This is a genomic window from Actinomyces johnsonii (assembly GCF_006546835.1).
Classification (GTDB): domain Bacteria; phylum Actinomycetota; class Actinomycetes; order Actinomycetales; family Actinomycetaceae; genus Actinomyces; species Actinomyces johnsonii.
In genome coordinates, this window is record NZ_VICB01000004.1 from 258,996 (window position 1) to 280,936 (window position 21,941).

Sequence of the window (21,941 nt, forward strand, 5' to 3'; positions counted from 1 at the left end):
CCCCACAGAACTCCGGGGACGGGCCCCTGAGAATCCTGCAGATCAACTCATCTATTTCTCGACGCTCTGGAGTTATGAGCGTGCTCATGAATTACTTCAGGCACGTGGACCGCTCCCAGATCGTCTTCGACTTCTTCTGTTACGCAACACCTGATGAGACCCACCGTGCGGAGATCGAGTCACTGGGCGGACGCTGCTACGTTATGAACGGCCACGGCAGGATCGGGCGGATCCGCTCGGCACTGGGACAGCTGCTGGAGCAGCACGCGGGTCAGTACCCCGTTGCGCACCTGCACGACCCCGCCCTGACGCGCTTCCTCTATCCGGTAGCGCATCGCCACGGGGTTCGCTCCTTCGCTGTGCACTCCCATGCGACGGCCTACTCCGACTCCCGTCTGCGGAGCGCGCGCAACTGGCTGGTCTGCCGCAACATTGGTGCCTACTCCGACGTGCGCCTGGCCTGCTCTCGGGCGGCCGGCGATTTCCTCTTCGGTCGTCGCGGCTACGAGGAACTGCCCAACGCGATCGATGTCGAGACCTACCGGTTCAAGGAGCCGGTACGTACGGATGTGCGAGCCCAGCTGGGACTGGATGACGCACCGGTTGTCGGCCACGTTGGTCGCTTCAGTGAGCAGAAGAACCACCGCTTCCTCATTGACGTCTACACCGAACTGGCGCGTTTGAGACCCGAGGTCCGCCTCATGCTCGTCGGCGATGGGCCACTGCGACCGGGCGTCGAGGGGATTGTGGCCGAGCGCGGTCTGGCCGATCGCGTCCTGTTCTTGGGGGACAGGAAGGACGTTGCCGCCCTTTACCAGGCCATGGACATGTTCCTCCTGCCTTCCCTTTACGAAGGTCTGCCGATGGTAGGAGTCGAGGCCCAGTGCGCGGGACTCCCACTTGTGTGCTCTAAGGAGGTGACCGACGAGGTCTCGATCGGGGAGGCCACATTCCTCCCGCTCGAGACATCGGCGCGCCAGTGGGCTCACCAGGTCAGCCAGGCCCTCGAGCGGGGCAAAGACCTGAGCTTCAGGGCGCAGGGTGCGGCGATGACAAGCACCGCGGGCTTCGATATCACCCGCGAGGCCGACCAGCTCGCACACCGGTACCGGGCCCTGGCGGAACGGTGACGCGGGAGCATGTGGATCCACTTCGCGCTGTTCGCCGCGCTCCTTCTGCCCGCAGCCCTAATGGGACTACCGGGCAACGTCGGCCGGCGCGGCTCGCCCGCCCTCCTAGGGATGGCCTTCGTGGCCTTTGTGGCCTTCTCCTCGTTGCGAGCCGTCAGCGTCGGCAACGACACGATCGAGTACCACCGTGTCTTCGAGGAGATCAAGGCGAGTAATTCCCTCCAGGAGGCCTTCACCGTCAGCCGCTTCGAGTACGGCTACGTTCTGCTGAACTACCTGGTCAGTCACATCACGCAGAGCTTCAACGTCCTGCTGCTCATCATCTCAGTGTTTGTCTACGGTTCGGCGTTGCTCTTCGTCAAGCGGTATGCCGCCAACTACTCCCTGGCGGTGCTCTTCGCCTTCGGCATGTCCGTCTTCTACGACTTCATGCTCTTCGTCCGGCAGGGCGTCGCGGTGGCGATCTTCCTGCTGGCCGTCCCCGCGCTCATGGAGCGCAGGCTGCTGCGCTATGTCCTACTCATCGCGCTCGCAACCCAATTCCACACGAGCGCTGTGCTGCTGCTCATCGTCTACCTCGTACCAGTCATGAGACTGAGCACCTTCGGGGACTGGCTCAAGTGGGGAACGCTCATCGGTGCCAGCATGTTCTCACTCAGCTGGGTGATGAACTCCCTCGCGGCGTCCTCCGCCTACTACGGTCACTACCTCAACACCGACTACGCCGATGGCGGTGTGCGGTCGGCAACCGTTCTCCTTATCGCTGTGCGCATCCTCATCATGCTTCTGGCTGCGACCTGTGGCTGGAACGCTGCGGTGGATGCTGATCCTTCCGGACGCACCCGCAACCTTCTGGCGCTCGCCGTCGCAGACATCGCCATGGTGACGGTGTCACTTGGGTTCAACCTGGTCGACCGCCTGGAGATGTACCTGACCCTGCCCTTCGTCGTCGGCCTGGCGAATATCGCCGTGCGGGGCCGGAGACCTGAACGCTCCTACGTCAGCGCCCTGCTCGTCGTCATCGCCTTCGCGGCTACCACGATCTTCTTCCTGTACCGCCCCAACTGGTACCACCTGTTCCCCTACCGAACCGTCTTTGAGAAAGGGATCCCGTGATGGAATCTGTCCATTCTGCGCGTTCGTGTAGAACCGGTCCTAGTGATCTGAGCGGCGGCTGCCGGCAGGAGGAGCGCGACTCCACCAGACGTGGAAGGCGCAGCTCGGTGTTGGCAAACCATCAGAGCCGCATCACATTCTTGTTGGGTAACACCCTGGTCTTCGCCTTGGGGGGTCTGGCGGTCAAGGCGGTCTCCCTGGTGCTCATGCCCCTGTACACGACCGCTTTGAGGGCCGGCGAGTACGGGACGGCTGAGCTGCTCAACAGTGCCATCGAGATCGTGCTGCCGCTGCTCTCCCTGGGTGTGGTTGAGGCCCTCTATCGTTTCTCGATCGACGACGACGTTCCCAAGGACGAGCTGTTCGCCAACTCCCTCCTGGTCCTGGGCGGCGGCATCGTGGGCACCGGGGTGCTGTGCTCCCTGGCCAGCACTGTGTGGGGTATGGAGCATGCGGCGTCCTTCTTCGTCCTGTTCTGCTCGGTGTGCGTCTTCAAGGCCACGACCCAGCTCGCCCGCGGGCTGGGACACGTGCGCCGCTTCGTGGCCTACGGCCTGATGAACGCGCTGGCCATGGTTGTCTCCACCTACCTGCTCCTGTTTCGCGCGCATGCGGGCATTGAAGGCTATCTGTGGTCCTTCACCATCGGTTATCTCGTAGGTGGCCTCGCTGCGTTCCTGGGGTCGGCCGAGTACCGGCTGCTGGTTCCCTTCCGAGTCAATCGTGTGCTGCTGCGCCGGATGCTTGTCTACAGCCTGCCGCTCGTGCCCAATCTGCTGTCATGGTGGTTCGTCAGCGTCTCGGGACGTTACGTGGTCCTGTGGCACAGTGGAGTCGTGGCCGCTGGGCTCTTCACGGCGGCGAGCAAGATGCCCGCGCTGGTCAACATTGTCGCCTCCGTGTTCCAGCAGGCATGGCAGTACTCGACCGCCCGCGAGATCAACTCACCTGACCGAGGAGCCTTCTTCGGCGCCGTGCTGAGGGGCTATTCCCTGGCGACCCTGTCGACCGCAGGGCTGGTCATCGCCCTGAACCGCCCGATCTCCCAGCTGATGCTCCAGGCTGAGTTCTCGGAGGGCTGGCGCTATGTTCCCCTGCTCATGCTGGTCGCATCCTTCGGGGTCATCAGTATCTTCTTCGAGAGCTTCTATCAGGCCTTGAAGAACAGCGGTGTTCTCATGGTCTCCACCATGATGGGAGCGGTGGTCAACGTCGTGCTCGGCGTGATTCTCGTGCCATTCATGGGACCCTGGGGTGCCGGGCTGGCCGGGGCGGTGGCCTATGCCCTCGTTCTGGTGGTGCGGGCACGTGACCTCAGACGTCGCATTGCCCTGCCAATAGACCGCCTTCGCCTCACCTACCAGCTCGTGCTGCTCAGCAGCATAGCCGTGTTCATGTCCTTCGACGGCGGTGTGTGGCTGACCGTTGCGGTGTGGATCTGCATGGTGATGCTGGCGGCCAGCGATATGACGGTCCTGATCGGCGGCGCCCGGGCGGCCATGCAGTGCCTTGCTCACTGGGGCGGGCGGCATTGAGCCGGTTCGGCCCGGTCTGCACGTCCAGGGCCGTCGCGGGCCGTCCAGGCGCCGAAGAGCGCTGTCGGCCCGCTGAGGGCACCGGTGCTGTTGGCCCGCTTACCGCCGCCCGATACCGCGGTAGGTCCAGCCGGCCGCTTTCCACGCCTGCGCATCCAGGCAGTTGCGTCCGTCGATCACGTGGCGGGTGCGTGCCAGGTCCGCCGCCCGGACGGGGTCGAGATCCCGGTACTCGCGCCACTCCGTACCGATGATGACCAGGTCGGCGCCCTCCAGGGCCGACTGCGTGGAAGACGCGACCTCGTAGGGACGGTCCTTCCGCTCGGCGAGGATCGGACCCGCGGCAGGGTCGTGCACGACCACCCGCTCGGCCGTGCCCGCCAGCTCCACAGCTAGATCCAGGGCGGGGGAGTTGCGCATGTCGTCGCTGTCCGGTTTGAAAGCCGCCCCGAGCACCGTCACCGTGGCTGCGGACAGGCGGTCGCCAAGCAGGGCTCTCACCGTACGGATGACGCTGGCGCGCATGGTGTCGTTCACCCGATCGACCTCCGCGAGGAAAGCCAGGGCATCGCCGACGCCGAGCTCGTGCGCCCGGGCCTGGAAGGCTCGAATGTCCTTGGGCAGGCAGCCTCCGCCGAACCCGATGCCGGCGCGCAGGAAACGACGGCCGATACGATCGTCCATGCCGATCGCCTGGGCGAGAGCTGTCACATTGGCCCCCGCCGCGTCGCAGACCTGGGCCATGGCGTTGATGAAGGAGATCTTCGTGGCCAGGAACGCGTTCGCACTGATCTTGACCAGTTCGGCCGTCGCATAGTCCATGATGAGGCGCGGGGCGCCGGAGGCCAGGATCTGCTCATAGACCGCGTCCATCACCTCCTGTGCACCTGCCGCAGCGCCGGGATCGGCCGGCAGGCCGTAGACCATGCGGTCCGGCCGCAGGGTGTCCTGCACGGCGAAGCCTTCCCTCAGGAACTCTGGATTCCACACCAGCAGAGCCTCCGTTGGCTCGATCGCCTGGGCCAGGCGGGAAGCTGTGCCAACGGGCACCGTGGACTTGCCTGCGACAACCTCAGGACCATCGGTGCAGTGTCCCAGGTGCGGGAGCATGGAGGCGACCGCCGCATCGACATAGGTCATATCCGCGGCCCCCGACTCGGACTGCGGAGTACCCACTCCAATGAAATGGACCTGGGCGCCTTCAATGGCGGAGAAGTCCTGGGTGAAGGTTAGACGTCCGGCTTCCACGTTGCGAGCCAGCAGCCCTTCCAGGTCGGGTTCGAAAAATGGGGCACGACCGCGGCTTAGCAACTCCACCTTGTGGGTGTCGACGTCCACACCCACTACGTCGTGTCCGAGCTCCGCCATTGACGCAGCATGAACAGCACCGAGATATCCACAACCGATCACTGATAAACGCATGGCGAAAGCCTAGACAGGTATGTGGGGGGTATGTCTACCCCTATACCCATAAGGTTCCCTGGTGAATTCCTCAAACATTTCACCAAGTATTAGGATGTAATCATCGAATTTTGATTCAACAATCATGGAGCTCGTATAACTGGAGGTGATAGGATATGCTGGCACCTTGGAAAGAAGATTCAAAATGAAATTGTAGTTCGTATGTTCGAACCTCGCTGTGCGAGGTTGCACTCGAGCGACTTTCCTGTCAGTCCTCGTGATGGAGATGAGATTTTTCCTCAGTGGTTTCACGTGCTGCTAAAGTATGCGTTTCCGTGATCGCTCGGGGTGCCGGAGCCCGGGATGTGGAGCGTCTGCTGCTGGAGAGTGCGGTGGGGCATGAGTCCATCTGGTCGGGCTCGGGCCGGCAGATGCGGGGTTGGTGCGGGCGGCTCCACCGCCTCGGCTAGATTAGGGCGGGGCGGGAGTGCTTGAGAGAGCATCTGTCCAACCCGCCATGTCGAGTAAAGGAAGGCACAGTGCCCGCAGACGACGACTCCAAGCAGACCAGTCCCGGCGCCGCCTTCGGCATCCCCGAGGGCGCTACGGGGGAGGAGGTTGTCGACGCCGTCTTCGGCGAGACCGGCGTCGACCCCGAGCTCCTGCCCTATCTGGAGGCCGTGGGTGCTCCCGGTGGTGGCGAGGGCGAGAGTCTGACCGTCTCCGTCTCCGATCTCCAGGAGGTCGGTTCTCAGCAGGGTGCCGACGACGAGGCTCGGGACCGTGAGGACCTTGAGGCTCTGCGCGAGCTCGTTGCGGCCAACATGTTCCCTGGCGGCGATACCGACCGCCTCGAGGAGCTTCTCGCCGAGGCCGATGCCGATGACTCCGACGACTGGGACTCCTGGGAGCCCCAGCTCTCCAACAACCCCGAGGGTGACCACCTGCGCGACCTGGAGGCCGCCGCGCGCGCTGTCGAGGTCTCCGCCCGCATGCGCGAGGTCGAGGCCGAGATTCTCGCGCGCGCCCCCGAGCACCAGGTCCAGCCGTCCCTGGATCGCGTCGAGGCCGTCCTCGACATCCTGGGCAATCCCGAACGCACCTACCGCACCGTCCATATCACCGGCACCAACGGCAAGACCTCCACCGCCCGTATGACCGAGCGCCTTCTGGCCGCAGGCGGCATGCGCACCGGCCGCTTCACCTCCCCGCATCTGGCCACCATCCGCGAGCGCATCAGCCTCGATGGCGAGCCGATCAGTGAGGAGGGCTTCATCGCCGCCTGGGAGGACGTGGCCCCTTACATCGCCATGGTCGACGAGCGCTCCCAGGCCGCCGGCGGGCCGCGCCTGTCCTTCTTCGAGGTCCTGGCTGTCATGGCTCTGGCTGCCTTCGCTGACTATCCCGTCGATGTTGCCGTCATCGAGGTGGGCCTGGGCGGGCGCTGGGATGCCACGAACGTCATCGGCTCCGATGTCGCCGTCATCACCCCGATCGGGCGCGACCATGAGCGCTGGCTGGGCTCCTCGATCGCCGAGATCGCTCACGAGAAGGCGGGCGTCATCAAAGACGGCTCCACCGTCATCGTCGCCCATCAGGTCCCCGATGCTGCTGCCGAGATCGAGCAGGCAGTGGCCTCGCACCGGGCCATTGTGCGCCGGGAGCGGGACCCGGAGGAGGACCCCACCTCGCCGGAGGCCGGCGTCCTGCAGGTTCTCGACCGCCAGCTCGCCGTCGGCGGCCAGATGGTCACCTTTGCCACCGCAGCGGCTGTCTACGAGGACGCCTTCGTTCCGCTGCACGGGGAGTACCAGGCCCACAACGCCCTGCTGGCCCTGGCGGCCGCCGAGGCGATCCATGGGGGGCGCCGGCTGCCTGCGCGCATCGTCGAGGACGGCTTCGCCTCGGTCACCAGCCCCGGTCGCCTGGAGGTTCTGCGCTCCTCGCCCACGGTTCTGGTCGACGCCGCCCACAACCCCCACGGCGTCGAGGCTCTCACTGGCGCCATCGAGGAGGCCTTCGGCTTCCAGCACCTCGTGGCGGTCCTGGGCGTCATGGCGGACAAGGACGCCGAGGGGATTCTGGCGGCTCTGGAGCCGGTGACCGACGCCGTCGTGTGCGTCCCGGTCGACTCGCCCCGGGCGATGGACGTCGACGACCTGGGCGAGGTCGCCCGGGAGGTTTACGGCGCCGACCGCGTCGTGGTGAGCCGGCAGCTCGGCGAGGGTGTGGGGCAGGCCGTGGCCCTGTCCGAGGGTTACGACACTCCGCTGACCGCTTCGGGAATCCTCATCCTCGGCTCCGTGGTCCTGGCCGCTGAGGCCCGTGCCCTGTTCGGCAGGCCCTGAACCGCTTGGGGTTCTATCCAGTCACCTGGTTTCCCCAGGCGTCGTAGACCGTGACATTCGACTTGTCGAATGAGGCACCATTCCAGCTCAGGTCGGCGCTGCCCGTCCCTGAGCCGGTGTGCATCCCGCTGGTATCCGTGGGGAGCCTCTCGTTGCTCCACTCCACGTGAAGGGTGCTGCCTTGGGCCTCCAGCGAGGTGACAACCGGCTCGTAGGACTCTGCGTTGCTGATCTTGGACAGGTCGTAGGAGGCGACGAGATTCAGCTCGTCGTCGTAGAAGGCCAGAGAGGGGAAGGCGGCTGACCCGCCGCCGTTGCAGGTCACCGCCACCACAGTGGTGGCGGCGCTGTTGAGGATGTAGGTGGTCGAGGCATCCTCGATCCTGGCGAAGCCTCCGCGGCTCAAGGAGGCCTGCCCGCCGGAGAAGGACGCGGAGCCGCTGCCCGCACAGGTTGAGGGCAGGGGCAGTGAAGCGTTGAGGAGAGTGTCGCGGCCCGGGGCAGCGTCTGTCGGTGTCGGGGTGGGGCTTTCGGTACTTTGGGCTGACTGAGACGGTGACGACGAGGCGGTCTGCAGTGGTGTAGCTGACGACTTCTGCTGGCCCTCAGACGCAGAGGGGGCCGCCGAGTGCGCGGCGGCGGAGGTCTCCTGAATGGGTGGTGGCGTGGATGCGGCATCGGAGGATGCCGTCCCGCTCGTGCTGCAGGCGCTCAGTGCCAGAGTGCACAGAAGTGGAAGAATGCATAGAACCTCTCGAGGGCGGGATGGGGAGGAGGGGAGGTCGTTCGGGCGAACGGGCTTGCGGTTGCTCATGGGAGATCATCTTTCCTTCAGTGAGAACGGGGAGGAGGGGCACTATGTCGGGCGGTAGTCCGGCTGCCATCTGCACGATGGATGTCCAGCCGCTCGGGATATCGCTCCCAGAATTATTTATATAATACATAACATAAAAAAAATCATGAAAAATTTGTGTGCACAAGTGCATGCTTGTGCATATAAGTCGTTTGGAGGGTGATTCCTCTGGCTCCGACTCGCTTCCCTCAGGAGCCCCGCATGTCACTGGCGGACAGTGTCGTCTACCAGATCTGTCCCAAGTCCTTCCGCGGCTCCTCCGGCGATGGTGTGGGCGACCTGCGCGGCATCATCGAGAAGGTCGACTACATCGCATCCCTGGGAGTGGACCATGTCTGGTTCAACAACCACACCTCCACCGAGCACAAGTGGTTCCAGCGGGCCCTGGCCGGCGATCCCGTCTACCAGTACCTGTTGTCCCCAAAGGAGGACGGCTCGCTGCCCACCAACTGGGTCTCCAAGTTCGCCGGCCCCGCCTCAGCGCTCTGCCGGCAGCCAGTGGGCGGTGTCCTGGAAGGCGAAGTCAACCGGTGAATGGCGCGAGCACGTGTACTCGAAGAGCACACCCGTCGAGTCGAAGGTCGTCGAGGAGACCACGACGACGCAATCCATTCCCCCCAGGTGGATGAGCCGCTGGTCCTCCTCGGTGGCCCGCTCCACCGTGATCCGCCGGGTCGCGCTGGCCACCCGCACCCCCTGGACCTCCTCCAGATGGGCGTAGACCGAGGACTCGACGATCTTCCGGGTCAGGCGGGGAACCACCGAGGCCAGGAAATAGCTGGTGTCCACGATGAGCGGGACGTTATCCAGCACGCGCAGCCGCTTGACGCAGATGATCTCGGCGCCCCCGGCCCTGCATGGTCTGGACGTGCCCTTGAGTCACGAGCAGCGCCAGCGCCTTGCGCACCGTGTTACGGGTGCAGCCGAACTCCTCGGCCAGGGCGTTCTCCGAGGGGAGCAGTTCGAGGAAGCGGTAGGTGCCGGACTCGATGCGCTCGTGCAGGGTCTGGAAGATCTGGTCGTACTTGGCCTGCGCCACGGGAAGGCTCCTCTCTTCCTCCGGATCTCGAGCGGTGGGCGTCGGACGTTGCCCGGGGCTCGTGCATACAAGTATCACGCCGTCCGACGTCTCCCCGTCATCTGTGATGGTGCGTCCATTCGAACTGGTCGCAGGCCGTTCGGCCGTCTCAACGAGCGAGGCGGCCAGGTGCGTGAGAGGATGGAAATGCGAGTGGGCGGTGAGCACCTCGTCGGCCTGCTCCGGCGCGTCCCACGGACGTTCCCGGGATGCGCAGGGACCCATCGGGTCCACGCAGGGCCCGATCAAAGCCGCGTGGTCGTCCTTCACCCTCGGGTGCATGGCGGTCAGGCCTGGAACCAACACCTGCCAAGACCTGAGAAGGGAACTCCATGTCCTTGGATGCCGCCTGGGCCCTCGACTGGACCCATCGTGCCGCCGTCATGATCACCGAAAACCGCGCAGAGTTGACCGAACTGGACCGAGCCATCGGGGATGCCGACCACGGCGACAACCTGGACCGCGGCATGAGGGCCGTGGTCACCAAACTGGACGCCGCCCAGAAGGCCGGAAACCTCCCGGCCACCCCCGGAGGGGTCCTCAAGGTCGTCGCCACCACTCTCATGGCCACGGTCGGCGGCGCTGGAGGCCCGTTGCTGGGAACCGCCTTCCTCAGGGCCGCCCGCTCCTCCGACGCGTCCGCCTGGGGAACGGAGAACCTGGTCCGGGCGCTGGAGGAGGCCACCTCTGGCCTGGAGGCCAGAGGCCACGCCACCAGTGGGGACAAGACCATGGCCGATGCCTGGCGCCCCGCGACGGTGGCCGCCAGGGAGGCGGCGGAGATCGGAGAGGATGAGGTCGGCGTCCTCTCGGCCGCCGCCCGGGCCGCCGCCGATGGGGCTCGGGATACTGAACCGCTTCAAGCGCGCCGCGGGCGTGCCTCCTTCCTGGGGGAGCGCTCCTGCGGGCACCGCGACCCCGGCGCCCAGTCCTCCGCGCTCATCTTCCAAGCCGCCCTCGACGCCGCCCGCGCCCGCTCCTTGGAGCCGATCATGGTGGTCGAGCAGGCCTGAACCGGGCGCCGTCATGGCCTTAGGGGGTCCGGACCCGTTATGGTCCATCCGGTCCCTCACCCTCCGACCCAGCAAGGAGCCCCCATGGCCAGCACGTCCACCACGTCCCAGACCGACCGTATCCTCATCCTCATCAAGCCCGACGCCGTCGAGCGCCGCCTGACCGGCGAGATCCTGCGCCGCATCGAGGCCAAGGGGTACGCCCTGACCGCTTTGAAGATCCTGACCCCCACCGAGGAGATCCTCGCCGCGCACTACGCCGAGCACGTGGACAAGCCCTTCTACCCCGGCGTCGTGGACTACATGACCTCCGGCAACGTAGTGGCAGCGGTTGCCGAGGGCCGGCGCGTCGTCGAGGGTGTGCGCAGCCTCATGGGCCCCACCGACCCCACCACGGCCGCCCCCGGCACCATCCGCGGCGACCTGGGCCGCGACTGGGGGACCCCCGCCATCCTCAACCTCGTCCACGGCTCGGACAGTGATGAGTCCGCAGCTCGTGAGATCGCCATCTGGTTCCCCGAGCTGGCCGACTGACCTGGTCCGCCCGGCCTTGGGCCTCACAACGACGGTGCGCCTCCACCACGGGGAGGCGCACCGTCGTCGTAGGTGCGAAGGCTGTGATCAGGCCTGCTTGGCCCGGCCCAGAACCTCCTTGAGCGGCACCCGGGCGCCGGTGCGGGTGACGGCCCGGGTGTAGATCGCGGCCGCCGCGCGCACCAGCAATGGCAGGAAGACGAGCGCAATCGCCAAGGCGATGACCTGCTCGGTCCACGAGGAGACCCCGAGCACCAGGCGCGCGGGCATCATGAATGGCGCGAAGGGCGGCAGGAAAGCCAGGACCCGGAAGGTCATGCTGTTGGCGTCCCCGGTGGCCATCAAGAAGCTCAGAACATAGGGGACCATCGAGAGCATGACCAGGGGCATGCTCACCGAGCTGACGTCCTCCTGCCGGCTCACGAGTGAGGCGGCGGCCCCGAAGGCGACCGCGAAGATCGCATATCCCACGATCAGCCACACGAGCATCGCCACGAGCACGCCGTCCAGGTTGAGGTTGATATCCGGCATGACGCCGGTTGCCTTCGCGGTAACGACCCCGGCCACGGCGACGGCTCCGGTGGTGAGGAAGGATGCGATGCCGATCCCCAGGATCTTGCCGGCCAGCAGCGAGCTGGGCCGCACGCAGGCCAGGAGGATCTCCACGATCCGGCTGGACTTCTCCTCCACCACGCCCTGGGCGATGAACTGGCCCCCGCCCATGATGGCGAACAGCAGTAGGACGTCGATCGTCAGGAGGATCGTGTAACGCGGGCCGAAATCGGCGGCGTCGCGCTTGGGGGAGTCGAGGACCGTGACCTCCGGCTTGGCGGCGCTGAGCTGGGAGGCCACCTGAGCCGGGTCCCCGCCCAGCGTCGCGATCTGCTGGCCCAGGGCCGCCTGCTGGAGGAAGGCCGTGACTCCGGAGACGACCGCGTCATCGACCGACTTCTCCACGGTGACGGTGGGGGCGGAGCCGGAGACGTCGAGGACCATGTCCACGTGTGGCGTGCCCTCGGGGGCGTCGTCGGCCAGGACATCCTTCGTCTCCCGGCCGGAGACGTCAACGACCTCGATGGTCTCCCCGTTGGAGGCGACCACCTTGTCCAACCCGGTGGCCTGAGCGACCGGGACGCCCTTAAGGCCGAGCCTGTAGCCCTCGTTCTGGCTGGAGGTGTAGAGCTTGACGCCGATGATGCCGCCGACGGCGGCGATGAGCAGGACGAGGGTCAGGATAATGGTGGACTTCTTCATCAGGTGTGCGCGGAGCTCGCGGCCGGCGACCAGAGTGATCTCCTGACGGCGGGTGATGGGGCTGGTCCGGGCGCTCATCGGTGCGCCTCCTTCTTGTCCGTCTTCTTCTGCGTCGGGTCGTTGGTCTCGTCGGGAGTCGCGGGTGCCGTGAGGACCTCCCGGAAGATGTCGGTGAGCCGGTGGCGCACCGGGCCGAGCTCGCGCACCGTCCCCAGTCGCTGCGCGGTGCGCAGCAGCTCCTGCTCATCCCCACCCGCCGCGGTGATGACCAGGCGGCCCTGGCCATCGATCTGCGCGTCCGGATCGTCCAGTCCGTCCAGAGCGCCGGCCTCCGGTGGGGCAGCGCCCGGCGGCGGCTCGACGACCACTCGCCAGCGGGGTGTCTCGGTGGCCTGGAGCTCGGGGATCGTCCCGTCGGCCACGAGCCTGCCCGAGCGGATGATGACCACCCGGTCGCATAGGCGCTCGACGACGTCGAGCTGGTGGGAGGAGAACAGCGTGGGCACGCCCGCGGACGCCCGTTCCAGGAGGACCTGGCTCATGACGTCTACGGCAACCGGATCCAGGCCGGAGAAGGGTTCATCGAGGATGAGCAGCTCGGGGTCGCTCACGAGGGCTGCGGCCAGCTGGACGCGCTGCTGGTTGCCCAGCGACAGGCTCTGCACCTCGTCATTCCGGCGCTCCTCGAGTCCCAGGCGCTCGGTCCACTGGTCTGCCGCCGCCTTGGCTGCGGAGGCGGATAGCCCGTGCAGACGAGCCAGGTAGACGAGCTGCTCGGCCGCCTTCATCCGGGGGTAGAGACCCCGTTCCTCGGGCATGTATCCGATGGCGCGCCGTGTGGAGGCGTCCACGGGGGCGCCCTTCCAGGTCACGGCGCCCGAGTCGGCGGTGAGCGATCCCATGATGATGCGCATCGTGGTGGACTTGCCGGCTCCGTTGGCGCCGACGAAGCCGACGATCTCGCCGCCGGCCAGTGATAGGGAGAGGCAGTCGAGGGCTTGGAGGCTCCCGAAGCGTTTGGAGAGGTTGGACAGTGTGAGCATCGTGGCTCCTTGGGTCTCGAAGACGAGAGTCGGATGGGGGAGACGTGCGAACAGCATGTCTAGTTCCCTTGACATGGAAAGTCTGCTTGTCCTGACTCGGGATGTCAAGTCCCTTTGTCGTTTCTATCGTCGTCGCGGCCGTTCGCGCTGTTAGGGTGGCACCCGTGCACCTCAAGACGTTGACGATCAAGGGATTCAAATCCTTCGCCTCGTCAACCACCCTCCGCCTGGAGCCCGGCATCACCGCCGTGGTCGGCCCCAACGGCTCGGGCAAGTCTAACGTCGTCGACGCCCTGACCTGGGTGATGGGGGAGCAGGGCGCCAAGAACCTGCGCGGCGGCTCCATGGCCGACGTCATCTTCGCGGGCGCCGGCTCCCGTCCGGCCCTCGGGCGGGCCGAGGTCTCCCTGACCATCGACAACACCGACGGCGCCCTGCCGATCGACTACACCGAGGTCACCATCTCGCGCACGCTATTCCGCGGGGGCGGCTCGGAGTACCAGATCAACGGCACCCCCTGCCGCCTCCTCGATGTCCAGGAGCTCCTCAGCGACACTGGCCTGGGGCGCCAGATGCACGTCATCGTAGGGCAGGGACAGCTCGACGCCGTCTTGAGCGCCACCCCCGACGACCGCCGCGGTTTCATCGAGGAGGCCGCAGGCGTCCTCAAGCACCGCAAGCGCAAGGAACGCGCTCTGCGCAAGCTCGACTCCATGGCCGCCGACCTCGCCCGAGTCTCCGACCTCGCCCAGGAGCTGCGCCGCCAGCTCGGCCCCCTGGCCCGGCAGGCCGCCATCGCCCGGCGCGCCCGGACCATCCAGGTCGAGGTCCGTGACGCAACCGCCCGGCTGCTGGCCGACGACGTCGTCCAGGCCCAGTCCCTTCTGGAGGCCGGAGACGAGGACAAGGAGGCCCTGGCCAGGCGCCGCCGCCTGGTCGAGGAGGCCGAGCGAGCCGCCCGGGCCCGCCTGAGCGAGCTGGCCGCCATCGAGACCACCTCCGCCCAGCGCCTGACCCGAGCCGGCAGCATCTGGGAGGACCTCACCGAGGTCGCCCAGTCCCTGGGCGCGCTCGCGGACGTGGCCGGCGAACGAATCCGGCTTCTGGCCGCCGCCCCCTCCCCGAGTCACGGTACCGACCCCGAGGAGCTCGAACGGCGGGCCGAGGCCGCCGGCAGACAGGAGGCCGAGCTCGCCGACGCCGTCGAGACCGCCCGCACGGCCCTGAGCGACGCCTCCCTGGAACGCGCCGACGCCGAGACCGCCGAGAAGGCCGCGGACCAGGAACTCTCCGCTGCGCAGCGGAGGCTCTCGGAGAGGAGGGAGACCATCGCCCGAGCCGGTGGGCGCGTCGCCTCGGCCCGCAGTCGCCATGAGGCCAGCCTGGCCGCCCTCGAGCAGGCCCGCAGCGCCCTTGAGGCCGCCGAGGCCCGCGAGGGGCGGGCCCTGGCCGCCCTGGCCGAGGCCGGGGGAGGGGAGGAGCCCCGGGACAGCGGCAGAGCGGCCGCCGGGAGTGAGCCAGCTGCGGGGACGTCCACCGAGGCGGGCGCGGCGGCCGACGCAGCGGCCCGGGCCGCAGCCGCCCACGAGGAGGCGACTCGGCGCCTGGCCGAGGCCCGCGAAGCCGTCTCCGCCGCGACCGACGCTCGCCGGGAAGCGGCCTCCGATAGGGCCACCTGGACGGCCAGGCGTGACACCCTGGCCATGTCCCTGCGCAGCCAGGACGGTACGGCTGCGCTGCTCCAGACCGGTGTCGACGGCCTCCTGGGACCGGTGGCGGAGCACCTCAGCGTCGAGCGCGGCTGGGAGAACGCCGTCGCCGCCCTCCTGGGAGTGCTCGCCGAGGCCGGTCTCGTCGCCGACGGTGAGACCGCCATGAGCGCTTTGGAGCACGCCCGCAATCGGGACGTCGGCGCAGTCAGGCTGGTTCTGGCAGACGATCCTTCGATAAGCGGCCCGTCCGACGGCGCTGATGAGGCCGTTGCGCTCGCGGTCGACGGCGCGCTGGCGGCCCGCGGACTCGTGAGCCCCGTGCAGTCCGAAGCCGACGGGCTCGGGCGAGTCCTGGACGGACTGCTCAAGGCCTCCTGGGTGACGGAGGACATCGAGACCGCCCGCGCCCTGCGTGCGAGGCTCCCCGACGCCGTGGTGGCCACCCGCGGCGGTGATGTTCTGGCTCCCGGGTGGGTCGCCGGGGCGGGCCGTGGAGCCTCCTCAGTGCTGGAGCTGGCCGCCGCCCACGAGGAGGCCGACGCCGAGGCCGCCGCCGCGGCGCAGGCGGAGACCGCAGCCGATGCTGCTCTAGAGGAGGCCCGTCTTGGGGAGGATGCCGCGCGCCAGGCTCTGAGCGAGGCGCTGTCCGCCCTGCGCCGGGCCGACGCCGAGGTCGCCCGAGCCGCCGAGGCAATGGCCCGCCTGACCTCTGCGGCTCACGCTGCCGCGGAGGAGACGGGACGGGCCCGTCGGGTCCTGGAGCGGGCCGAGGCCGAGTCGGTCCAGCGCACCGCCGAGCTCGCGGCTGCCACAGCCGCACTGGCTGAGATCGAGGGAGAGCGGGATGGCGTCGACGACACGGACGCATCGGGTGAATCGGGCCCGCCAGGGGGTGCCGGCTCCGACCACCTTGAGCAGGCGCTGGACAGTGCCCGCCAGGAGCGGGAGACCGCTGCGGAAGCCGCGCGCCAGGCTCGCGCCGTTGAGACCGACGCCAGGCTCGCCCTGCGTACGGCCGAGGAGCGCGAGCGCTCCAGCCGCGGTCGCGCAGACTCGCTGCGGGCGGCCGCCCGCCGGGAGCGCGAGCAGCGCGCCGCCGCCGAGCGGGCCCAGCGGCGCCGCAGCGCCCAGCTCGCCGTTGCCACCCATGTGCGCGACCAAGCCCGCGCCGCCGCCGAGACGGCACGGGCATCCGTCCGCCGGGCCGCCGACGAGCGCGCCGCCATCGAGACCGAGCGCGCCCGGGCCCAGGCGGCCACCAACGAGGTCCGCGAGGAGAACGACCAGCTCACCAAGGAGCTCGGCAACCTCACCGACGCCGCCCACCGCGAGGAAGTCGCCCGGGCCGAGCAGCGCATGCGACTGGAGGCCCTGGCCGAGCGCGTCATGAGCGAGCTCGGCCTCGAGCTGGACCCGCTCGTCGAGGAGTACGGACCGCACATGCTGGTTCCCGACGTCGTCGATGAGTCCGGTGCCGTCCCCGGCTCCGGGGCAGAGCCTGCTGCCGAGCGGGCCGGCCCCCTCGCCTCCACCGGGTCCGGGTACCCGGGCCGTCCCTATGTGCGCTCCGAGCAGGAGAAGCGCCTGGCCAAGGCCTCGCGGGATCTCGCCCGGCTCGGCAAGGTCAACCCGCTCGCACTGGAGGAGCACGCCGCCCTGGAGCAGCGCCACCAGTTCCTGGCCGAGCAGCTGGCCGATCTCAAGCGTTCGCGCGACGACCTGCTCAGCATCGTCGAGGAGATCGACGCCCGAGTCCAGGAGGTCTTTGCCCAGGCCTACGAGGACACCGCACGGCAATTCGCCTCCGTCTTCGACCGACTCTTCCCCGGTGGGGAGGGGCGCCTGGTGCTCACCGATCCCGACGACATGCTCACCACGGGCATCGAGATCGAGGCCCGTCCTGCGGGCAAGAAGGTCAAACGGCTCTCGCTGCTCTCGGGCGGGGAGCGCTCACTGGCCGCTGTCGCACTGTTGGTGGCGATCTTCAAGGCGCGTCCCTCGCCCTTCTACGTCATGGATGAGGTGGAGGCGGCCCTGGATGACACCAATCTGGGCCGGCTGTTGGAGATTTTTACCGAGCTGCGGCGCTCCAGCCAGCTCATCATCATCACGCACCAGAAACGCACCATGGAGGTGGCCGACGCGCTCTACGGCATCACGATGCGCGATGGGATCACGAAGGCGGTCTCGCAGCGGCTGGCCCAGCCCGACCGTGATACGGCTGTGACTCCTGATATCTGAGTGAACCTTGAGGAGAATGTGATAGTGCTCTGACAATATGACGTTCGTTTTCAGATCCAAGCCATCATTGTGTCAGGAAGTTATCAGGTTTTGTTGTCGATTGGACGACAAACGCATGCAAAGTCTGGTCAGATCGCATTTCTCAGGGCAGAATCCTAGCCATGGGTGCCATGATTCTTCCCCTCGTTGTCGTGCTGGTTGCCGGCCTACTCGTGCTCGGCCTGGTCTGCGCAGAGCGCTTCCCGGTGCGCTCCTGGCCCTCCCGTATTCGCGGCCTGGTCCGTGACGCTCAGGAGGTGCGCCAGGAGGAGCAGGAGGTCGAGGTTGAGGTCGTGCCCCAGGAGGTTCATCTAGCGGACCTCATGACGCGCGAGGGGCCCGCGGCCTACGTGGGGCCGGACTCCTTCGGTGGTCTGGTGGGAGTTTTCGAGAAAGCGGTCGAGGGTGCGGAGAGGAGGGGAGCTGCGGCTTCCCGGCGCCGCGGCCAGATGCACGAGCCGGCTGCCAGCGGGGTCTCGCAAACCCAGGGATGATGTGCTGGTCCGTTTCGTGAAAACTATGTTCTCGATCATTTTCACGAACCGCTGGTCTTGAAGGGGCGATCTGCTGGATAAAATCCCGGTCCTGAGAGATCGTTTCTCGTCTGTGCCCTTATCAACTCCTGTTGCGTCTGATGCCAACAGGTCCGACTTTTCTCGCGCATCGACACCGAGGCCATTGGCCTTCCTCGTCCTGCGGCACGCCCACAGGGGTGCCGCAGGATTTTTTTGTCACGACTCATGAGTATGCCGGTGATTTCTGCGGCGCCCAACCGGCCCTAGGCGGTCGAAGGCGAACGGCCCTGCCGCAGCGGGGCGGCCATCGGGCATGATGGGCCCATGGAACCGATCCTCATCGTTCTCGGCATCATCCTGGTCATCGTCGTCGGTGGCGGTCTGTGGCTCTACGCGGGCAGGCGTCGGGGCCGAGTCCCTGACGAGGTCAGCGCCCATAAGCCGATGTCCGTTGAGGATCTCCTGCCGTCCGAGGAGGGGGAGGAGCCCTCGGATGAGACGGCCCCCGATGCGGAACCAGGCGCCGAGCCGGTTGCGACGCTGGAATCTCCGGAGTCCATCCCAGGCCGCATGCAGCGTCTGCGCGCCCGCCTGGCCGGTGCCGGCGGCTTCGGCAAGGCGGTTCTGTCCGTCTTGTCCCGCGGCGACCTGACCGAGGAGGACTGGGAGGAGATCGAGGACACCCTGCTCACCTCCGACCTCGGCATTGAGGTGACCACCTCCCTCATGGACGATCTGCGCACCCAGGCCAAGGTGCTGGGCACCTCCGACCCGGAGGCCGTGCGCACCGTCCTGCGCGCCGAGCTGCTCAAACTCGTCGACCCCACGCTTGACCGCTCCCTCAACCTGGATCGCCCCGCCCCCGCCGACGGCGCCCAGGCAACGCCCGCTGCCGCCATCCTCATGGTGGGCGTCAATGGCACCGGCAAGACCACCACCTGCGGCAAGCTCGCCCGCGTCCTGGTGGCCCAGGACAAGACCGTCGTCCTGGGTGCGGCCGATACCTTCCGGGCTGCGGCCGCCGAGCAGCTGACCACCTGGGGCGAGCGCGTCGGCGTCGAGGTCGTGCGCTCCGAGAAGGAGGGCGCTGACCCCGCCTCCGTCGCCTACGACGCCGCTCGCCAGGCGGCCGACCAGGGCACGGACGTCGTCGTCGTCGACACCGCCGGGCGCCTGCAGAACAAGGCTGGCCTCATGGACGAGCTGGGCAAGATCAAACGCGTCATGGAGAAGATCGCCCCCGTCGGCGAGATCCTCTTGGTCCTGGACGCCACCACCGGCCAGAACGGCATGCGCCAGGCCCAGGTCTTCTCCGAGGCCGTCGGCATCACCGGCATCGTGCTCACCAAACTCGACGGCACCGCCAAGGGCGGCATCGTCGTCACCGTCCAGAGAGAACTGGGAGTGCCCGTCAAGCTCGTGGGCCTGGGAGAGGGCGCCGATGACCTGGCCCCCTTCGACCCGGAGGGCTTCGTCGACGCACTGCTGGGCTGAGCGGCCGGGCGGGTGAGGGCTCTTACTGGATGATCCAACCCTTCTGGGCCGCGAAGTGCACCGCCGCGGCCCGAGTGGGCGCATCGGTCTTGGCCATGGCCTGGGACAGGTGATTGCGGGTGGTTCCCTCCGAGAGATGGACCCGGCGGGCGACCTCGGCGACGGTGGCGCCGTCGGCGGCGGCCTGAAGCACCTCGGTCTCCCGGGCGGTCAAAGGGGAATCCCCGAAGACGAGTGAGTCGGCAGCCAGCGCCGGGTCGACGACACGCATCCCCGCATGGACTCGGCGCACTGACTCGGCCAGCTCGGTGGCCGGAGCGTCCTTGACGACGAACCCATGGGCCCCGGACTGGATGGCGCGCCGCAGGAATCCGGGGCGCCCGAAAGTCGTGACGATGAGGACCCGCGTGGCTGGCAGCCGCTTTAGGAGCCTCGCGGTCGCGCTCAGCCCGTCGGCGCCGGGCATGTCGACATCCATGAGAACGACGTCGGGCCGGTGCTCGAGCGCGACGGGCAGGACATCGTCCCCGTTTCCGACCTGGGCGACGACCTCGATGTCGGCTTCCAAGGCGAGCAGGGCGGCCAGCGCTCCACGCACCATGGCCTGGTCGTCGGCCAGCATCACTCGGATCATCGCTCAGCTCCGTTACTCAAGGTTCCTCAGACCGACGACATTGGTGCTCGCCGGAGTTTGGGGTGCGCGCGACCGGGTCACTCGATCGCGTCGTGCGTCATACGGGAGGATAGACGGCGGGCGCTCACCCTCAGAATGGTGCCGCTGCCACTGGAGGGTGCCTCGATGGTGAGGTCGGCACCGTTGTCCTGGCAGCGTTGGCGCAGCCCCTCCAACCCGTGACCGTCGCTGGTGCCGGCCGAGTCGAGTCCGATACCGTCGTCGGCCACCTCAATGGAGTCGGTGGTCAGCTCCACCTTGCAGTGTGAGGCGTGGGCATGGCGCACGATGTTGGTGACGCCCTCGCGCACCACCCAGGCGAAGAGCTCGCGCAGCTCAGGGTCAACGGCCTCGACGGTCAGTGGCAGGTCGGCCCGGATACCGGCCGAGGTCAGGACGCTCGTTGCTCGGGCCAGCTCACCGGTCAGACTCAGCTCGCGGTAGCTGTTGACGGTGGCGCGCACGTCGGCCAGGGCGGAGCGCGCCAGGGACTGCACCTCGTCCAGCTCCACCCTGGTCTGATCGGGAGCGACGTCGACGAGCCGGGCGGCGAGCTCCGACTTCAGAGCGATGACCGTCAGCGAATGACCCAGAATATCGTGCATGTCCCGGGCCATGCGGTTGCGCTCCTCGTTGATCTCCAGCTCGTGAGTGCGCTGCTCCAGAATGCGGGCCACACGCCGCTGTTCCATGATGTAGCGCCCGAAGGTGCAAGCGCCGCCCGCGCCGAGCAGAGCGATCCACGCGTCTTCACTGGCGGACCAGGACGGAATCATCCTGGGAATGAGGAACAGAATGCCAGTCAGGATCGCGATAGGCCCGATGGCCGCCTGCCAAGGCAGGGAGAAGGCTAGGACGACGGCCAGGAAGACCACCAGCTGCAGGCCCGGCGATCCCACACCGAGGGCGGCCCCGCTCGCCGTGAGCGCGCCGATGATGATGAGCGACAGGCTCAGGCGGCCGGGCCAGCTCAGCCCTTGCCGGACCCGCCTCATGCTGAGCGAGCAGGCGGTATACAGGCATGCGCAGGAGACGATGGCACTGACTGCGCCCCAAACCCCGCCGTTGGACCCTCGTGCCATGCCCGTCCGGACGACCGGAACCATGGAGGCGGCCCACACGATCCCCCAGCCGACTGCCACGACACGGGTGCGGCGCGCCCGCGCCTCGGCCAGGGAGGAGGCGCGGGCTTTCATGACCCTGATGGTACTCACGAGCTCACACCCGGGCGGTGTCGCGGCCCATTCTCCAGGCGGCCCCGCCCAGGAAGACCGAGAGCCAGGTCAGGACGTTGACCACCCACCACCAGGAGAAGCTCTCTGCGCCCATGGGCCACAGCGCCAGGTTGTGCAGCCCGTACATAGGGGTGAGGCTGCCGATGCGATCCATAGTGGAGCCCGGCGTCAACGGGATGAACATGCCCCCGAGGAAGGCGAGCAGGGCCATGAGAGGGCCGACCACCTGCATGGCGTTATCCGAGGGAAGGAGATAGCCGACGAACAGTCCGAAGGCGACGAAGACCAGGGAACCGAACCAGATGATGAGTGCCGAGGAGATCCAGACGCTCGCCGGCATCTGCGCGTGACGCAAGGGGCCGCAGGCGTAGACGGCACCGATGGCCAGGGCGCTGATGAGTATCCCGACGATCGCCTTGGCGGTGATGTAGGCGATGGGCTTCAGCGGCGTCAGGCGCAGCTGACGGCTCCAGCCCGAGGCTCGCTCGTTGCTCACGGCCGCCCCTGCCCCGGTGGTGGTCATGAGCGCGCCGTACAGTGCCATGCCGACCATCATGTTCGCCACGACATTGCCGTTGCCGTAGGACATTGAGGAGTAGTCAGTGGTGGTGAACATCAAGAAGAAGGCCACTGGCAGCAGGACAGAGAAGATCATGGCCCGGCGGTTGCGCAGGCGCCGGCGTGCCTCGAGTGACAGCAGGGTCAGGCTCAATCCGCCCAGGGGCGG

Annotated in this window: 18 protein-coding genes and 1 pseudogene; 10 read left to right on the plus strand and 9 right to left on the minus strand. The window is 67.4% G+C overall.

Translation table 11 applies throughout. The annotated features are described in order from the left end of the window. The first annotated feature begins 86 nt into the window (after positions 1–86). The 3 genes from FK256_RS03865 to FK256_RS03875 all read left to right on the plus strand — a co-directional run bounded on the left by FK256_RS03865 (position 87) and on the right by FK256_RS03875 (position 3,781). A complete protein-coding gene (locus FK256_RS03865; protein WP_244936123.1) occupies positions 87–1,130 on the plus strand; it encodes a glycosyltransferase in 1,044 nt (347 codons plus the stop codon). 9 nt (positions 1,131–1,139) lie between these two features. Next, entirely contained in the window at positions 1,140–2,246 is a 1,107-nt protein-coding gene (locus FK256_RS03870) for an EpsG family protein (RefSeq protein ID WP_141423781.1), read from the plus strand. Positions 2,247–2,377: 131 nt separating this feature from the next. Further along, positions 2,378–3,781 (plus strand): lipopolysaccharide biosynthesis protein, encoded by a 1,404-nt coding sequence (locus FK256_RS03875; protein WP_141423898.1) that lies wholly within the window; start codon positions 2,378–2,380, stop codon positions 3,779–3,781. Positions 3,782–3,880: 99 nt separating this feature from the next. Here FK256_RS03875 and FK256_RS03880 read toward each other — a convergent pair whose 3' ends face one another. Continuing rightward, positions 3,881–5,203: a UDP-glucose dehydrogenase family protein gene (locus tag FK256_RS03880; RefSeq protein WP_141423782.1), complete on the minus strand. Its 1,323-nt coding sequence runs from the start codon at positions 5,201–5,203 to the stop codon at positions 3,881–3,883. Positions 5,204–5,721: 518 nt separating this feature from the next. Here FK256_RS03880 and FK256_RS03885 point away from each other — a divergent pair. Continuing rightward, positions 5,722–7,530 (plus strand): bifunctional folylpolyglutamate synthase/dihydrofolate synthase, encoded by a 1,809-nt coding sequence (locus tag FK256_RS03885; protein WP_141423783.1) that lies wholly within the window; start codon positions 5,722–5,724, stop codon positions 7,528–7,530. 13 nt (positions 7,531–7,543) lie between these two features. Here the strand turns inward: FK256_RS03885 and FK256_RS03890 are convergent, their stop codons facing one another. Continuing rightward, positions 7,544–8,344: a hypothetical protein gene (locus tag FK256_RS03890; protein WP_141423784.1), complete on the minus strand. Its 801-nt coding sequence runs from the start codon at positions 8,342–8,344 to the stop codon at positions 7,544–7,546. 240 nt (positions 8,345–8,584) lie between these two features. On the opposite strand from FK256_RS03890, the pseudogene FK256_RS03895 reads away from it, so the two are divergent. Continuing rightward, a pseudogene (locus FK256_RS03895) lies at positions 8,585–8,866 on the plus strand (alpha-amylase family glycosyl hydrolase); the annotation flags it as partial. On the opposite strand, the gene FK256_RS14550 reads toward FK256_RS03895, so the two are convergent. Together FK256_RS14550 and FK256_RS14555 are read right to left on the minus strand one after the other, a co-directional pair. After that, positions 8,861–9,196 carry a UTRA domain-containing protein gene (locus FK256_RS14550; RefSeq protein ID WP_244936124.1) on the minus strand — a complete coding sequence of 112 codons (336 nt, stop codon included), beginning with the start codon at positions 9,194–9,196 and terminating at the stop codon, positions 8,861–8,863. The pseudogene FK256_RS03895 and the gene FK256_RS14550 overlap by 6 nt on opposite strands. Further along, positions 9,186–9,422: a GntR family transcriptional regulator gene (locus tag FK256_RS14555; protein WP_231681079.1), complete on the minus strand. Its 237-nt coding sequence runs from the start codon at positions 9,420–9,422 to the stop codon at positions 9,186–9,188. Before FK256_RS14555 ends, FK256_RS14550 begins: the two co-directional genes overlap by 11 nt. 371 nt (positions 9,423–9,793) lie before the next feature. Between FK256_RS14555 and dhaL the strand changes: the two genes are divergently transcribed. Both dhaL and ndk read left to right on the plus strand, forming a co-directional pair. After that, positions 9,794–10,474 (plus strand): dihydroxyacetone kinase subunit DhaL, encoded by a 681-nt coding sequence (dhaL, locus tag FK256_RS03905; protein ID WP_021604884.1) that lies wholly within the window; start codon positions 9,794–9,796, stop codon positions 10,472–10,474. A gap of 84 nt (positions 10,475–10,558) precedes the next feature. Then, complete coding sequence (ndk, locus tag FK256_RS03910; protein WP_141423785.1) at positions 10,559–11,008, plus strand: nucleoside-diphosphate kinase; 450 nt, start codon at positions 10,559–10,561, stop codon at positions 11,006–11,008. Between the two features lie 87 nt (positions 11,009–11,095). Here the strand turns inward: ndk and FK256_RS03915 are convergent, their stop codons facing one another. Together FK256_RS03915 and FK256_RS03920 are read right to left on the minus strand one after the other, a co-directional pair. Beyond that, on the minus strand, positions 11,096–12,340 hold the full coding sequence (locus tag FK256_RS03915) for an ABC transporter permease (protein ID WP_141423786.1): 1,245 nt from the start codon (positions 12,338–12,340) through the stop codon (positions 11,096–11,098). Beyond that, positions 12,337–13,305 (minus strand): ABC transporter ATP-binding protein, encoded by a 969-nt coding sequence (locus FK256_RS03920; protein WP_141423899.1) that lies wholly within the window; start codon positions 13,303–13,305, stop codon positions 12,337–12,339. Before FK256_RS03920 ends, FK256_RS03915 begins: the two co-directional genes overlap by 4 nt. Positions 13,306–13,469: 164 nt before the next feature. Here FK256_RS03920 and smc point away from each other — a divergent pair, with 164 nt between their 5' ends. The 3 genes from smc to ftsY all read left to right on the plus strand — a co-directional run bounded on the left by smc (position 13,470) and on the right by ftsY (position 19,306). Beyond that, positions 13,470–17,258 (plus strand): chromosome segregation protein SMC, encoded by a 3,789-nt coding sequence (gene smc, locus FK256_RS03925; RefSeq protein ID WP_141423787.1) that lies wholly within the window; start codon positions 13,470–13,472, stop codon positions 17,256–17,258. Positions 17,259–17,419: 161 nt separating this feature from the next. Continuing rightward, on the plus strand, positions 17,420–17,791 hold the full coding sequence (locus FK256_RS03930) for a hypothetical protein (protein WP_141423788.1): 372 nt from the start codon (positions 17,420–17,422) through the stop codon (positions 17,789–17,791). Between the two features lie 345 nt (positions 17,792–18,136). Next, positions 18,137–19,306 (plus strand): signal recognition particle-docking protein FtsY, encoded by a 1,170-nt coding sequence (gene ftsY, locus FK256_RS03935; RefSeq protein ID WP_141423789.1) that lies wholly within the window; start codon positions 18,137–18,139, stop codon positions 19,304–19,306. A 22-nt stretch (positions 19,307–19,328) separates the two neighbouring features. Here ftsY and FK256_RS03940 read toward each other — a convergent pair whose 3' ends face one another. The 3 genes from FK256_RS03940 to FK256_RS03950 all read right to left on the minus strand — a co-directional run bounded on the left by FK256_RS03940 (position 19,329) and on the right by FK256_RS03950 (position 21,926). Then, positions 19,329–19,940 (minus strand): response regulator transcription factor, encoded by a 612-nt coding sequence (locus tag FK256_RS03940; protein WP_141423790.1) that lies wholly within the window; start codon positions 19,938–19,940, stop codon positions 19,329–19,331. A gap of 77 nt (positions 19,941–20,017) precedes the next feature. Next, positions 20,018–21,175, minus strand: coding sequence for a sensor histidine kinase (locus FK256_RS03945; protein WP_141423791.1), 1,158 nt, complete (start codon positions 21,173–21,175; stop codon positions 20,018–20,020). 22 nt (positions 21,176–21,197) lie between these two features. Beyond that, positions 21,198–21,926, minus strand: coding sequence for an ABC transporter permease (locus tag FK256_RS03950; RefSeq protein ID WP_141423900.1), 729 nt, complete (start codon positions 21,924–21,926; stop codon positions 21,198–21,200). Positions 21,927–21,941: the final 15 nt, after the last annotated feature.